The following is a 15,116-nucleotide window of genomic DNA, read 5'->3' as shown; positions in this document are numbered from 1 at the left end:
AATAGATAACAACCTGGATGAATTAATTGTAAACTACCCGTTTTAAAAGTCGGTGAAGTAGATGTAATTTCAGTTACCAGTTATCAGTTTTATAATATGTCTATAACTACTTTTAGTGGTAATTAGTAGTAAAAAGATAACAACTAGGATGAATTAATTGTAGACTAGCTGAATTAACTCTATTTGCAGTAGATATCAGCTTAATATTACTATCTTCAGTCATTACCCAACCAGTAGCTCGACGAATTTCTGGTAACTTTTGAGTTTCTTGCCTTTGGTAGACTACTACAGTCGGTTGTTTGCTGCCCGATATAATTTTCTTATCCCCTGTTTCCCAGTCAACAACTCCCCTTAACACTGTTAATGCTTGATTAGGGTTTGGAGGTAAACCACCCCGGCCTGTAACCACAAAATTACTATTTGGTATTCTGCCTTGACTTGGTAAGCATAAATTTTGTGCTACAATAGAAGCTGCATCAATTAACTCAGGAGATAATGCCACAACACCTTGAGTAGGGTCTACTTGAGTGTTGATTTCAACTGTGCCATCAATACCTAATGCTGAACTGGCAGTAATTTGACTAGAATTGTCAAAAAACACACCTTCTGCACTAATGGTAATGTTACCACCTTGACCTTCCACAGCATTAGCAGTAATTTGGCTATTGTCTCTGGCGATAATAAACTGATTATCAATGGCAATATTGCCTCCTGTGGCATCTCCTCTAGCACTGGTCGTAATTTGACTGTTATTTTCTAAACTAATGTTTGAGGAGTTGAGCGTAATATTACCTTCATTTCCAGCATTAGTTTCTGCACTCAAAGTACCATTATTCACTTCAATGGATGGGGCATTAACACCTAATGAACCTGCTACACCTTCACCAAAACTACTAACAGTAACTATTCCCTGGTCTTCTAGTTTGAGAAGAGGAGAGTTGAGCATAACTGAACCCGCATCACTATTATCTCTAGCACGAGATGCGATCGCACTTTCAGGACTATCAGTATCTAATTCTCCTCCTACTATTTCTTGTCTATTGTTAAAGTTGGAGTCAATGCCGGAGATAAAGACCCGATCGCTGGCATTTACCTCTATTGTACCTGCATTACCACTGCTGGAACTAGAAGTCAAAACTTGGCCACCTGTTGTTAGATTTAAGGTATTAACATTCAGAGTAATATTACCTCCATCAAAATCACTGGTACTTCTAGCAGTAATTACTGCACCATTATCAATATTCAGGATAGGAGTAGTAATTTCTATATTACCTCCATTTCCAGTTGCACCTAATTCTGTAGTAGCAGTAATGGCACTAGAAAAACCTGAGATCGAACTAAAGCCAGAGATAGTAATATTATCATTGGCTTGAATCGAAATTTGTCCAGCTTGCCCATCTCCCTCAGTGACAGCATCAATTGTCGCCCCATCCTGAATTATTAAACTATCAGTTTCAATGAATATGTCTCCACCATTACCAGTAGCTCTACCTTCAAATGGTCTTACTACACTAGCGGAGATATTGCTAGGGAAAATACCATCACCAGAATCACCAATCAATTCAATTTCTTTGGCCTTAATATTCAGTTCTCCAGCATTGCCTGCACCACGGGTTAAAACACCTACGAAGCCTCCATTCTGTATACTCAAATGTTGAGTTTCAATAGAGAGGTTCCCTCCTTCGCCAGTAGCTCCATCTTGGACAGTAGCAAACAAACCACTATTAAACCCATCTTCACTAATACCAATAAGTTTAATTTCTTCTGCTTTTACAATCAAGTTTCCCGCTTTGCCTTCCCCAAGAGTAGATGTAGATATTTGAGATCCATCTTGTAAACTGAGCCGTTGAGTCTCAATAGCTAAAGTTCCTCCTTCTCCAGTACCCTGCCCTTGAACACCACTAGATATAAAATTTCTGAATATGCGACCTTCTTGATCTACTTGATTATCTCTAGCTTCAATCTCAATTGCTGTTACTGTTAAATTTCCCGCGTCACCCTCACCAAAAGTTTCTGCAGCAATAACTGAAAAGTCCCTAAAAATCAAACCTTGAGTTTGAATATCAATATTACCTCCATTTCCTGTCGCCCCTAAGTTTACATTACTAAAAATTGCACTATTAACCAGTTCTACTACCTCCGAACCGATAACTTCTATATTACCTCCATTTCCTGTCGCCCCTGGGTTTACATCACTAAAAATTGCACTATTAACCAGTTCTACTACCTCCGAACCGATAACTTCTATATTACCTCCTCGTTGCGCTCCATTTGTACTTCCCGTAATTTCAGAACCCTCTGTGATACCAATATTTCTACCATGAATTGAGATATCACCACCACCCTCCGCCCCTTGAGTATTAATGAAGGCAAAGTTGATATTGACATCCTGAAAATTCTCAACCTCTGAATAATCTAAATCATAGCCTTTATCTATGGAATTCAACCTAACAATAGAGTTATTTCCTATACTCCCTAACTCTACCCTGCCTTCTGGTACTGTGATTAGACCCCCATCTATAACTACATCTCCTCCTACCAATGCGAGGGTTTGACCCCTCAGTAATTCCAAGCCTACTCCTTGTTGTGTTGATTGATTAGTAATTGTTCCCCTAACTTGAGTCTCCAGTTGATTTGAGAATAGGGCTGAGGGTGCTACTGATAATAAACTACTTGTCTGAGGCGCTGTAGCACTAAATAGTCCATTGTCTCCCAGTCGAATTTCATCAGCAGTTGTGGCGATAAATGACCCCCGAATATCTAAACTAGCATTAGGTCCAAAGAAAATTCCCTGGGGATTCACCAAAAATAAATTTGCTGCGCCATCTACTCCTAATCTACCTAAAATATTACTGGGATTATTACCTGTAATTCTTGTCAAGATATTTTCTACTCCGTTAGGGTTGATAAAATAAACACTTCTACCTTCTCCGACATTAAATTCCTGAAAACTATGGAATAAATTTGAGCCACGAATAGCACCCCCTTCAATTTGATCTTTAAGTTCATCAATTGATTTAATAACAGAACCTTCTTGGCCTAGAGTTTTGTCAGGAACTATCTGGGCATTTGCGTAGTTTTTCCGATTGTCATAAGTGAACAAATTACAGAGGAAAAATGTTAGGAATATTACAGATAAGAATGAATTAGATTTCATTATGAATTAATTAAGTAGAGCTTGTTGAATAGAAATAAATCAGGTTTATTTGTTTCCATCAAATTCAAATATTTATGGTTAATCCTCCTCAACCCAACTTCTTCAAATTGAATATCAAAAGGGGTTGAAATTTCACTATGTCGGAAATGGCTGGAATGGAGTGGAAGGAAAAAATATCAAAAGTTTTGCTAATTTATATTGTTTTACATAATTTTGTGCCTACCTACTTACTTAAGGGTTGCTGAATAGAGAGAAGTCAAGTTTATTTGTTTCTATCAAATAAATATTGATGGTTTGTCCTGCTCAAACCTGCTTCTTCAGGTTGGCTATCAAAATAATTGTGCCTATCTACTTAACCTGACCATCAAATATAGAATAAATTTTACTTGACTAACATCATCTTGGATCAAACACTTAATAATTAGGCTTGTAGTTGGGCTTTAGCCCTGGAATCAATATTTAAGCAGTAAAACTACAAACAAAGACTTTTTTCTCACTAAATTGCTAGCGCGAACATTCTCTCTCCTCTGAAATTTAGTCCATGCTGCGAATTTAACTTCTGACTTCGTTAAAGTTTGTCCTGATCAACCTAACTTCTTCAAGTATTTAGTTGTAACTGCAAATCTATTGAGAACCTTCCCTCAACCGAATGCTTTGATATTGGTTTATTAAGCGATAATATGCAATTGTTGTGTAAAAAATAACACAATTTTTACGGATATATTAAAATGTAAAATTAATGTTACAATTAGTCTGATCTAACTATAAATAGCCTTTTAGCTAGTTAAAGATTTAAAATATTAGAATTTAACTAGACAAATACCGAAGTATAGTTTATTGTTTTTAGAGAGATACTAAGAGATACTAAATTTTTCTTACAGTTTATGGACAATCTGTTCATTAACATCCTAAATTCAAGTTTTTTCTAAGTACACCTTATCCTTTGGCCAAAACTTTGATGGGATTCTGAATCTAAAAAATGCGGTTGGCTAGATTCTTTCTTCCCTATTAACTAACGTTTATGCCTCGGCTCTTGCCAAAAGTTTGAAATAAAAAAAAAGTAAATATCAAACAGTTACAAAGTGATAATTAGTGCAAATTTTATGGAGGATTAGAAAGTTAATAATGAATACACAAAATAAACAACAAAAACTGATGCAAGACCATAGATGGAAAAAAAATACTTCTGAAGACCAGCTAATATTTCAGGAACTAACTGACGAGGAGCTAGACTTAGTAGCTGCTGGACATTGGTTTAGGTCATTGTGGAAACAAATAATACATTGTTGGCGAAGGAATTGATGAAAATGGTAACCTATAGCATTATAGATAGCGATATATCGCTATATAAACTAATTAGATAAGTAATAAAAGTAGTAGTGCCACTTATCTAATAACTTTAGTACGAACTGCAAAAATACTATATAGAATAACATTGATATTTCATATCATCTACCCAAATTTTCTGGCAAAGATAGCTATTCAGCTCTAGGACACCTATACTGTCTCTAATAGCTATCCTTAATTTACTTTTTTAAGGAAGACTGATATAAACTATCAAGTTGTTGAATAACAGACTGAGGCTTGAAAGTAAAACGAATATAAAAAGTCTTTGATGCTTCTTCTACTTTTAATATTTTTCCATAAATATGTTCGCTCATAAATGATTTATTGTCAGGCTTCAATAAATTAAGTTGAATATTACTGTAAGGTAATGGTACTGAATCTGTTAAAGCCAATTTATTCATCTCTATCTCTGCACCTCTCTGAGAAAGCCTAATTAAATTTCCTTTAAACACAGTATTACTAATCTGTTTACCTTCTACAATCAAATAAAAGATGGGAATTGGTTTTTCTAAGAGTAATAATATTTCCTCTTCTCTTGGTAAAAACAGATTATATTTATCACCAATACCTCCTACTTCATAAATATTGATTGGATGACTCATCCCTTTAGGCTTAATTTCATTGATACTATCTATTCTTAATTTTGAAATACTGATAGCTTCTTTAGTAGATTGAGAAATCAAGATTTGATTCCCGATGGCATAAGTTTCTATTCTAAAAGCTAAGTTAACTTCCCAGCCAATAGCTGTATATTCTGTGTGTTCTTCAGAGCCAATATTTCCGACTACAGCATCTCCTGTATTAATACCAATACCCATCTCTAAAGCTGGTAATCCTAATACTTTAATTTTCTTATTAATAGACTCCATTTCTAACTGCATTGCTAAAGCACAAGCAACTGCTCTTTCCGCATCATCTTCCCTAATTATTGGAGCACCAAAAAGAACCATTATTCCATCACCAAGCAACTTGTCGATAGTACCGCCATAGTCTGTGATTATTTTTAATATATCTTGCAAATAAATATTAATAATTTCTACTACATCTTCTGAAGATAGTTGCTCGGAAAGAGCTGTGAATCCTCTTAAATCAGAAGCTAATACAGTAATAGTTTGTCTTTTACCGCCTATTTTTAAACCTTCTTTACTTTCCAATAAATTACTGACTATTTCCTTGGAAAGATAACGGCCAAAAGTTTTTCTAATCCCACTTGCAGTACCAGCAACATAACCTGTAATGACAAAGAAAGCACCTACTACTGCTAATATAGGTGGTACAACAGGAACCCACCAACCACAAATTAAACCAATATAAGTGCTACCAAATAAAATAAAGATTTCTAGAGCTAGGTGTTTAAATAAAGCTAATGATAAAAATTGTTTTGTTTGATTTCGCCAGTGCCATGCAACTGTAGCTCCAACTCCAGACCACATAAAAATCCATAACCATTCCTGGGGTTCAGACCAAGTTCTAATTAAGGAACGTTCATTTAAGGCAGAACTAATAATTTGACTAATAAAATTTGCTTGAACCTCTACTCCCGTCATTGGTTTTGGCAAATTTAACCAACTACTACTATATGGCGTATAAAATAGATCGTTAAAACTTTCTCCTACCTTTCCAATGAGAATGATGCGATCGCGTCCCCAGTCTCGAGGTACTTGGTCTTCAAGAATATCTGTGAGACTAACAATTTCAAAATAACCACTAGGTCCTCGATAGTTAATTAATAACTGATAGCCACCTGCATCAGTTTTCACATAGCCACCATCATTTTTTTCAAAGGAAATAAAGACTTGATTGCCTATACGCCAGTTATTAGTTCCTTCTGCTCTCTCTGCTTGAATATTTTCCTTTTCTAAATAATGCAATGCTAAATGCAGGGCAAAACTATGAATTGTTTCCCCATCTTGATTATCTAAGTAAAATAAACCTCTTCTGACTCGGCCATCTGCATCGACAACCATATCATTGGCCCCTACCTGTCCTTTTTCTTTTAAAGCTGGTGGTGGTGCTACTCCTTCTCGTTTGTTATCCCCTACTACTTTCTGGATACCAACTAAATTGGGAGTGTTTTGAAAGACTCTGACTAATTCTGGATGACCAGGTGGTACTGGTAAATCTCGGTAAATATCTAAACCAATAGCTCTGGGTTCCATGGCTTTGAGTTTTTCTAGTAGCTTGGCGTATGTAGCATCGGGAAGAATGGGTTGACCTATTCTGTGGATGTCTGCTTCATCAATGCCAATTATCGCAATACGCCGATCCTGTGTAGGTAAAGGTCTGTTTCGGATATAAAAATCGTATGTACTCCACTCCCATAACTGTAATATTCCTGTGAGGCGTAGTAGAATAACAAAGGCAGTTATGCAGGGAGTAGTTATCCACACCCCGCGCCACTGCCAGATGAATAATTTGACTTTTGCTCTTAGAAAATCATAACGAGATTTCACTCAGGGTTAACTACTGAAGCTAAATAATTGGACAAAGTTAAACATATCTACATAAATTTTGAAAACGTTTGAAGGTTGTACTTAAATAACAGAAAACTAAAACCAAGCTTATTCATATTGTACTCAAGGTTATTAACCCTATACAAAACTTTTAAGAGGTTGTTCCCTGTCCAAAGATATTGAATAAATCCATTAACCTTAAATATCCTGAAAATAGTATCCAAGAGTAGCAAAGTTTTCAAATTTTCATTGTAGATATTAACTAGATATTAGCAGCATGAAAACATCACAATTCATTATCTAACTACCGGTTTATATTGGCCAGCTAACTTGATCCAGTTATTTTTTCCTGTATATTTTCAAGATAATTGAACAATATTCATTATCTTTGATCGGATTGTATTTCTTGAGAAAAATCAAAGATTTGACTATCGGAAATTTTTCCTAGTCCTACTGACTCTAACAATTCTTTCCAGGCATTAGGATAAGCTGCACGAGATTTTTCTAAAGTTGTGATAGTTTCACTCCACACAGATGATTCAGCGTAGAGTTTAGCTTGTTCTAATGGTTTTTCCTCCAGTTGTTTCAATTTAGCTTCTACTTGTGGAGTTAGAGAGGTACGTTGTAACCATCCGTTAATATAATAATCTAAACTACGCTGGTCTGAATCGCAAATTATACCAAAATGCCAAACATAAGTATTATTAGGTTGTAATTCAACTGTTTTTGGCAAATTTACTTTGACAATTCCACCAGACTTGGGCAGAGATATATTGGTTATATACATTGGTTCTCTGACTCTATTTGTCCAATCATACAGAGCAAATTCTGCCTTTTGTTTACTGCTTTTTGGAACATATAGATAGACAGTTGGGTTAGGACTAACTGTTGTACCTATATTATTTTCTGGCATTACAGCAGTTAGATTGACTCCTGATTTTTCTTTTATTATTGGATTACATGGACCACGAGACCCAGCTCCTCTAGTTCTAGATGGCGCACCTTTTGAATCTGATTCAGGAAAATTTATTGCCAGCAATTGTGATGGCTCTGATTCCATATGAGTTGTCAATTTAGGTTGCGGGTGATTAACTGGAGGAGCTGAAACTAAAAGACTTACTAAGGAAAGTCCTAAAAAGTTTCGTATAAACATGGTAAAAAATCACTACCGTATAAATTAAAGTTATATAGCTATTAGTATTTTTAGCTAGCTAATCTTAATTATAACATATACCTCTTTTTTTTAATTGCTATTAACTTATACAAATCATCAAGCTTTCTAAAATAATTAAAATTAGGTCAAATAGATTTTATTGGCAAAGATAATTAGGAGAGAATTATTAAATATATCTTAACTATAAATTCCGTAATTTAACAGGTGAAAATAAATGAGAGTTTTAGGATTGAGCTGCGGAAAGTAGGGAAGGAAACAAAGAAAGTAGGGAAGTTAGTTGAGCATTTTACGGAAGTCAAAAGTAAAAAGTATTTTCTCTAAATAATCTTACAAAATTTTAGTTATTGGGAATAGGCAAAAGGAATTTGTAGCCAATATTATCCAAATTGTATCCATTGTGTAAAAATAATATTACGAATACTGTAGGTAATACTGTTTCATAGAAGTTAAAAGTAAAAATTCAAAATTAAGGTTTTATAGGCTCGGAAGTTTAAGGAAAAGGGAAAAACTAAGAAAAATTGTAAATTTTATAGCTTTTAACTTTTGACTTTAGCTATCATACTCATCTTGTCCTTGGTTTAATGCTGTTATCACTGCCTGCTGACTAACATTCTGATAAATTTTCTGAAAATAATTCATAACAATATCAGCAGATGTACCTAAAGGAATATCACCTAAGACATCTAAAACTGTCTCATTACTGGGAGATGGCGTAATGACTACTAAGGAAGAATCTAACTGTTGATTATATTCCCAGAATTGCTCAATTTTGAGAGTTTCTTGAGTAGCTGAAGTTACAGGTAATAGGTTAGTCGATAATTCTTTACTTTGTGTTTTTTCAGATTTTATTTTTTCCGCTTCTGTAACTTTTTCATCTTCACTTTGACCACGTTTTTGACGTAGCTCTTCTAAGATTTTTTCTTTTGTACGACCGCGTAATTGAAATAATAGAAATGGGTCGTCACTGAAGCGATCGCCTAATAAATAATAAACTGCTGCAATATGTTTACAAACTCTTGCTTTATCTGGACAGTCACATTTAGCATGGATATCGTCTAATGTAAAAGGAAATAATCTTAAACCATTAGCAGCAAAAACTTCTTCTATATTTTGAGGCATTTCTCCGGCTAATAATTTGGCGGTAAATATTGCTCTTTGCGACATGGTTTGAATGATATAACCCCAGTCTTCTTCACTAAAAGTATCTAACCATAAAGATTGTTTGTATGGTTCGGGTGCTGTTCCTTGAACTTGGGCAATAATTTTTTGTTCTTTAAATTCTATACTCAGAACATTGCCTTGTCTGGCATAATTTCTTGCCCGTTCTAATCGTTTTTTAAACCGATAAGAATTTAACAAGTCTATCCATTGTTGAGTCCACCATTCTTTATCGCTTTGTAAGTTGTTGTAGTTAGTCATTTCAGTTATCAGTTATTAGTTATAAACTGGGTTGATGGCAGACAGATATCGGAATTTATTTCTAGTTTTTGAATTGTTACAACCTATTCAGGATTGGTATATTAAGTGTAACTTCATGGAGAAATGGTATGATTAACTTATATTAAGGGCAGCTTTATAGAGAATTGGTATTACAACCTATTCAGGATTGGTATATTAAGTGCAACTTCATGAAGAAATGGTATAAGTTTTTTCTCTCAACTAGAAAATTTATTTTACACAGCTACTTAAACAGGTTCTAATATTTTATCCTTTTATAGTAATTATATAGCAGTTTTCATTAATATAGAGTATAGAGATTTTGGTTTAAAGGAAGAAGGAATAAGTTTTGTAGTCTACCTTTGTGAAAACCGCTATACCCTGGATAACTTCGCACATTCTAAATTATAAACTCTAAATTCTCTACCCTACTCTTCTTCAATTACTTTATTTCTGTCAAGTATTAATAAATTTCTCAATTGGTCTGTATCCAGTTCAGTTAGCCATTGTTCACCTGCACCTACTACTTGCTCTGCTAATTCTTTTTTACTTTCAATTAGATCGTGTATTTTCTCTTCTAAAGTTCCGGTACAGACAAATTTATGCACCTGAACATTCCTAGTTTGACCAATTCTAAATACCCGATCCGTAGCCTGATTTTCTACTGCGGGATTCCACCATCTATCAAAGTGAAAAACATGATTAGCGCGAGTCAGATTTAAACCTGTACCTCCAGCTTTTAATGATAGAATCATTATTGGTGGACCTTGAGGATCTAATTGGAATTGGTCTACCATTTCTTCTCTTTTATTTTTCCGGGTAGCTCCATATAAAAATGAGACTTCTCTACCTAAAATTTTCTCTAAATAAGGTTGTAAAACTTTTCCCCATTCAGCAAATTGGGTAAAGATAATTGCTCGTTCTCCTTCAGAAATTATTTCTTCTAGCATTGCTTCTAGACGTTGCAATTTTCCAGAGTTTTTTTCGTTGATTTCTACTTTTTTCTTACTGCCTTTTTTGATTTGTAAAAGTGCGGGATGATTACACAGTTGTTTCAATTTAACCAATAAGGCTAAAATTTTCCCTTTTCGCTGAATACCATCAGCAGCTTCAATTTCTTCTAAAGAATTTTCCACTATACTTTGATAGAGTTTTGCTTGTTCATTTGCTAAAGGGCAAAAAATAGTATTTTCTTGTTTTTCTGGTAAATCTTGAATAATATTTTTGTCAGTTTTGAGGCGACGGAGAATAAATGGTTGAACGAGAGAGCGTAAAGTTTGCAATGAATTTGTATCGCCATATTTTTCGATTGGAATGGCAAACCGACGCTGGAAAAATTGCTTTTTCCCTAAATATCCAGGATTCAAAAAATCTAAAATTGACCATAATTCCGAAAGGCGATTTTCTACGGGAGTTCCTGTCAAGGCAATTCTAAAAGATGCGTCTAATTTTCTGACTGCCTGAGATTGTTTTGCCTCTGGGTTTTTGATATTTTGTGCTTCATCAACTATTATTGACTGCCATTTTATTGTCTGTAATGTTTTCTCATCTCGATGCAATAAAGCGTAACTTGTTATTACTAAATGTTTGTCTTTTACTGCTTTGGCAAATTCTTTACCTTTGGCACGTTTATCCCCGTGATGTACTATTACTTTTAAACTGGGTCCGAATTTTTTTACTTCTCTTTCCCAGTTACCTAATACGGAGGTAGGGCAAACTAATAATGTGGGTGCTTCGAGTGCTTCTTTTTCTTGTTGATGAAGCAAAAATGCTATGGTTTGAATTGTGTTGTGACAAAGAATATTATTGGCAACAAAGTTATGATATTTGCTTACTTCAAAGTCATAAACCCATCCGTCATATTCGATATCTTCGATAGATTCTATCTGACAATAATAGACTTCTTGGTTGAGTAATTTTTGCAGGCGAGTTTTCTGAATTTCTAGTTCTAAAATGTTTAATAAAGAATAAGCTTCTAAAGTTTGAGTCGTTCCTTGAGAAAGTTTCTGTTCCACCACCCCACTCATAATATTTTCCATACTATTAATTAATTTTTCTAAGATAGTAGGAGAAAATGTTTTTGGAGCCTTGCTTAAATCCTCATTATTAGAAAAACTTCTGACTTCTGACTTCTGACTTCTGACTTCATTAAGCATTCCTAAATGTCCCACTGGTAGTTTGGTTTTCTCTACTAATTCGGCGACTATATCGGAAGCAGGAATTCCTTCAACATTTGAGTTAGCAATTTTTTCACAAATTGACTTAAGTTTTTCTTGTTTTCCTAAGTCATTAAATCCTATTTCCTGTAAAAAACGGCGTGCCGAGTTACCGCTAAATGTTCCAATATAATAGGTACGAAAAATTCCAGTACCATTAGTAGCTCGTTTTTCTTTAGGAGATATTGTCATCCAAATTCCAAAGCGTCTGAGTAGAACAGATAATTGTTGAATAAGTTGGGATGATGCTGTAGAAATTTCGATATTTCTCATAGTTTTGCTGACCGAACCTTCCGCATCAAAATAGTTGCTGAGAAAAATTCTAATGCTATCTAAGTCAGCTTGCATAATAAATGGTGGGATAGTTTTGTCAGGCGATCGCTTCCCCCACTTATATCCTTTCTCTTCTAAAAATTTCCGATATTCTACACTGCTTATAACAAGTTGGTAACAATCTTTTCTATCAGTATAGGGACGAATAGCAGGACGATTTATCTTAATACCATACATTTTACCTAAATTCTGAAGAATCTTTAGTAATTCTGCCAAAAGTGGTTTATTTTTTTGAGATATACTTACTCTTGCTATATCAGGTCGTTCGTGTCCTTCAGATATTTGCCAAGCAATAAATTTAACCAAATCTGGATCTTCTGATTTCCCATCCCAAACCAGTTTTGCAGGTACACAAACATAATCTCCCACCTGAAAATCATTTTTCCAACTATCGCGAATAAATAATTTATGACTCTGAGTAATCGTAATACTACTATTATCTTTTAATCTCACCCTTCGTAACTTTTCTCGTACCTGCTGCCTATATAACCGTCGGATCGGAGCAAGGACAATTTTACCTGTTGTCTCATCTAGAGAATTTACCAATAATTCCTTATTAGGTTTTGCCCAAAAGCCTTCCCCATCAAATTCCGCCTCGCCTGCATAAGCTTGCCAAATTTCCTCTGCTTGCATTACCATACTATTAATAAATAATTCAGTATGAGGTCCACTGCATTTACCAAGGCCCATATCGTCCGCCAAACAAGCACCTAAACCCCAACGTTCCAGAAAAGTCAACCAACTAACACCCCGTGCTTGATAATTCCGCAATTCTCCCCGAAAATTCTCAGGTGTAGGAATTTCCTCTAACGAACGATTATTAGTCAAAGTATCTAAAAGTTCCTGTAGTTGACCCCCAGATTCAAAATTAACAACAGGCAATTTTTCCAGGGTTTGAGTATCCCCAGTCGCTAACCGTAAAGCATCTTCCAAAGATAAAGCCATTTGGTCTTGACGAGTGGCAAAGAAATTTTTTGCTGCTCGGACATCTTGAGGTTGCAGTTCCACCCATTCCCCATTAATTTCTACTAAAGGACTATCTTTAGCTACTAATTTGTCAAATTCAGCTTTAGTTAATTTCTGACCTCCAATAGATAATTCCCACTGGAAATTGAGAAGACTATTTAATCCAAGTCTTTCAGTTTTTTTCGTTTTTGGAGCAGTGGCTTGAATACTTAAGCCCAAACGAGAAGCCCATCCTTCTCGGTTAGCTAAACTAGGTGGTAAAATCACCCCTAACCCACTATCAGTAAAGCGCCAACTTCCACTTTTAATAAATTCATAAGCTTGTTGTGGATTTAATTCGCAATATTGGGGAGTTGCTTCTTGTAAACTAGGTTCAATAATTGGATAAATTCTTGATGCTAAACCTAAGCCCTTGAGCAGAGTTTCTTGAGGGAGTTTAATTGTTTGTCCTTGATAATTGAAACTTGTTACAGGATTTTCCCAAATTGTCTTGGCATCAACAAAAAATTCTGGATTATCTACTGCTTGAAGACAATATTCGAGTTTCCATTGTTTAGAATTATTTGATGGTGAATGGAGACGGAAACAGGTAATAAATTTCTTTTCTGTGGTTTTATCTTCCTGTAAGGGTGATTTCCAATTCTCAAGTATTTTTCTAATTTGCTGTGTTTCTTTTGCACCAGGCAATTTTAAGTTTAATTTTCCTAATAAGGATTTCAACCATTGTCTAATTGAGGGATTTAATGAGCTAATTTCTGTTGGAGATATTTCCGCTGATGTCTGTCTAATTTGTGTATCTATTATATTTTTTAAGAAATCTTGGATAATTTCTTGACTTGCTTGAAGTTTGGGGAATTTTGAGGAATTATTTTCGGGAATTATCTGTATATTTTCTAAGGAAATAGGTAACTGCCAATCAAGGTTATATGTGCGACAAACAAGAGGCATTTGTAGGGAAAAATTTTTCAATCTAGTTTGGTCTGTGGAACTATCAAGTAAGGGTTGCCAAATCCCAATAAATTCTGCACTTGATATTTGTTCAATAGAGGGTAGAAATTTACATCTTGCTAATAAGTCAAGACTCCATCGAGCAACATGAGACCAAAACCTTAAATCTGCTCCGATCAAAGATTCAGTAATTTTTCCCAGAGGAATAGATTGTAGAAATTTGATTGCTTCTAAAGGTTCTAGACAAATTCCTTCTATTTGCCAGGGATAAAGATATAGTTTTTCTGTGGTTTCTGATAAATTTGTGGCAGAGTGAATAGGGTATAGTTTTTGGCTAGATTCTGATTTTTGTGTGGGGATAGCTAAGGTTTGAGTTGTGGATTTTTTGTACTTTTCTAAAGATAAATTAGTATTTAACTTAGATGAAATTTTAAATTCATCTAAAGTTATTGAATAAGGATTATTAGTAATTTTTCCTATTTCACCAGCATCATCTTCTGTAATTCTTTGCCAAGTTTCTCCCCAAATAAATAAAGAACTAGGTTGTTGATGTTCGGTCAGCCAAAAACTATGTAAAATTGCCATCTTAAATATCTATCGAAAAGGTTATATTTTGAATACTAATTTTTTTTTACTGTAAATCTTTCAATAATGAAATTTAACAATTAAAAACGGCATCCGAGTTAAAATAACTGGATGCAAACTTCATCATTTGCGATGAAAGGTAAGTCTGATTATTATAGCGGTTTATCTTCAGTAAAACTCCAGAAATATGAAGAGTAGGTAGGTAGGTCTAAATTAAGTGTTGAAAAAATTGTAGGGGCAGGTTTAACCAAAAGCCTTGACATAAAGCACAATATAGTTTAATAAAGCCGCCCTAAACTTATTACGTTTACTACTTTTGAGTTGACTAGCGTAGGTTGGATTGACGTAGGAAATCCAACAAACCCTTATTTTTGTTTGGTTTATCGAGGAAATAAGCTGCCCTAAGCACTTTATTCTAGAAGGGGCTGCATTTTTTTGCGTGTCACGCTACTACTAAACAGACATATCCAAAAAATTCCATAACATCATTGAGGGTTAGT

6 protein-coding genes are annotated in these 15,116 nt (G+C 34.7%); 1 reads left to right on the top strand and 5 read right to left on the bottom strand.

Features of this window, described 5'->3' with window-relative positions:
* Positions 1 to 112: 112 nt before the first annotated feature.
* The gene (locus ACP6PL_RS14780) at positions 113 to 3,157 is read right to left on the bottom strand and encodes a two-partner secretion domain-containing protein (RefSeq protein WP_426546024.1); all 3,045 of its coding nucleotides are present in this window, start codon (positions 3,155 to 3,157) and stop codon (positions 113 to 115) included.
* 1,125 nt (positions 3,158 to 4,282) lie between these two features.
* On the opposite strand from ACP6PL_RS14780, the gene ACP6PL_RS14775 reads away from it, so the two are divergent.
* Positions 4,283 to 4,459 carry a hypothetical protein gene (locus ACP6PL_RS14775; RefSeq protein ID WP_426546023.1) on the top strand — a complete coding sequence of 59 codons (177 nt, stop codon included), beginning with the start codon at positions 4,283 to 4,285 and terminating at the stop codon, positions 4,457 to 4,459.
* Between the two features lie 224 nt (positions 4,460 to 4,683).
* Here the strand turns inward: ACP6PL_RS14775 and ACP6PL_RS14770 are convergent, their stop codons facing one another.
* From ACP6PL_RS14770 to ACP6PL_RS14755, 4 genes are all read right to left on the bottom strand, one after another.
* Positions 4,684 to 6,957, bottom strand: coding sequence for a CHASE2 domain-containing protein (locus ACP6PL_RS14770; protein WP_426546022.1), 2,274 nt, complete (start codon positions 6,955 to 6,957; stop codon positions 4,684 to 4,686).
* A gap of 382 nt (positions 6,958 to 7,339) precedes the next feature.
* The gene (locus tag ACP6PL_RS14765; RefSeq protein WP_426546021.1) at positions 7,340 to 8,017 is read right to left on the bottom strand and encodes a DUF928 domain-containing protein; all 678 of its coding nucleotides are present in this window, start codon (positions 8,015 to 8,017) and stop codon (positions 7,340 to 7,342) included.
* 663 nt (positions 8,018 to 8,680) lie between these two features.
* Positions 8,681 to 9,550 carry an SWIM zinc finger family protein gene (locus ACP6PL_RS14760; RefSeq protein ID WP_426546020.1) on the bottom strand — a complete coding sequence of 290 codons (870 nt, stop codon included), beginning with the start codon at positions 9,548 to 9,550 and terminating at the stop codon, positions 8,681 to 8,683.
* A gap of 446 nt (positions 9,551 to 9,996) precedes the next feature.
* Positions 9,997 to 14,616, bottom strand: coding sequence for an SNF2-related protein (locus ACP6PL_RS14755; protein ID WP_426546019.1), 4,620 nt, complete (start codon positions 14,614 to 14,616; stop codon positions 9,997 to 9,999).
* Positions 14,617 to 15,116 lie beyond the last annotated feature (500 nt).

It is taken from the genome of Dapis purpurea BLCC-M126 (assembly GCF_050015975.1).
GTDB lineage: Bacteria > Cyanobacteriota > Cyanobacteriia > Cyanobacteriales > Microcoleaceae > Trichodesmium.
The sequence above is the reverse complement of the archived record's forward strand: the minus strand, read 5'-3'. Positions and strand labels throughout refer to the sequence as shown.

What these genes read in the sequence shown, in the direction of transcription:
- ACP6PL_RS14780 (WP_426546024.1), bottom strand. Translation starts at nt 3,157, where the DNA reads ATGAAATCTAATTCATTCTTATCTGTAATATTCCTAACATTTTTCCTC.
- ACP6PL_RS14775 (WP_426546023.1), top strand. Translation starts at nt 4,283, where the DNA reads ATGAATACACAAAATAAACAACAAAAACTGATGCAAGACCATAGATGG.
- ACP6PL_RS14765 (WP_426546021.1), bottom strand. Translation starts at nt 8,017, where the DNA reads ATGGAATCAGAGCCATCACAATTGCTGGCAATAAATTTTCCTGAATCA.
- ACP6PL_RS14760 (WP_426546020.1), bottom strand. Translation starts at nt 9,550, where the DNA reads ATGACTAACTACAACAACTTACAAAGCGATAAAGAATGGTGGACTCAA.
- ACP6PL_RS14755 (WP_426546019.1), bottom strand. Translation starts at nt 14,616, where the DNA reads ATGGCAATTTTACATAGTTTTTGGCTGACCGAACATCAACAACCTAGT.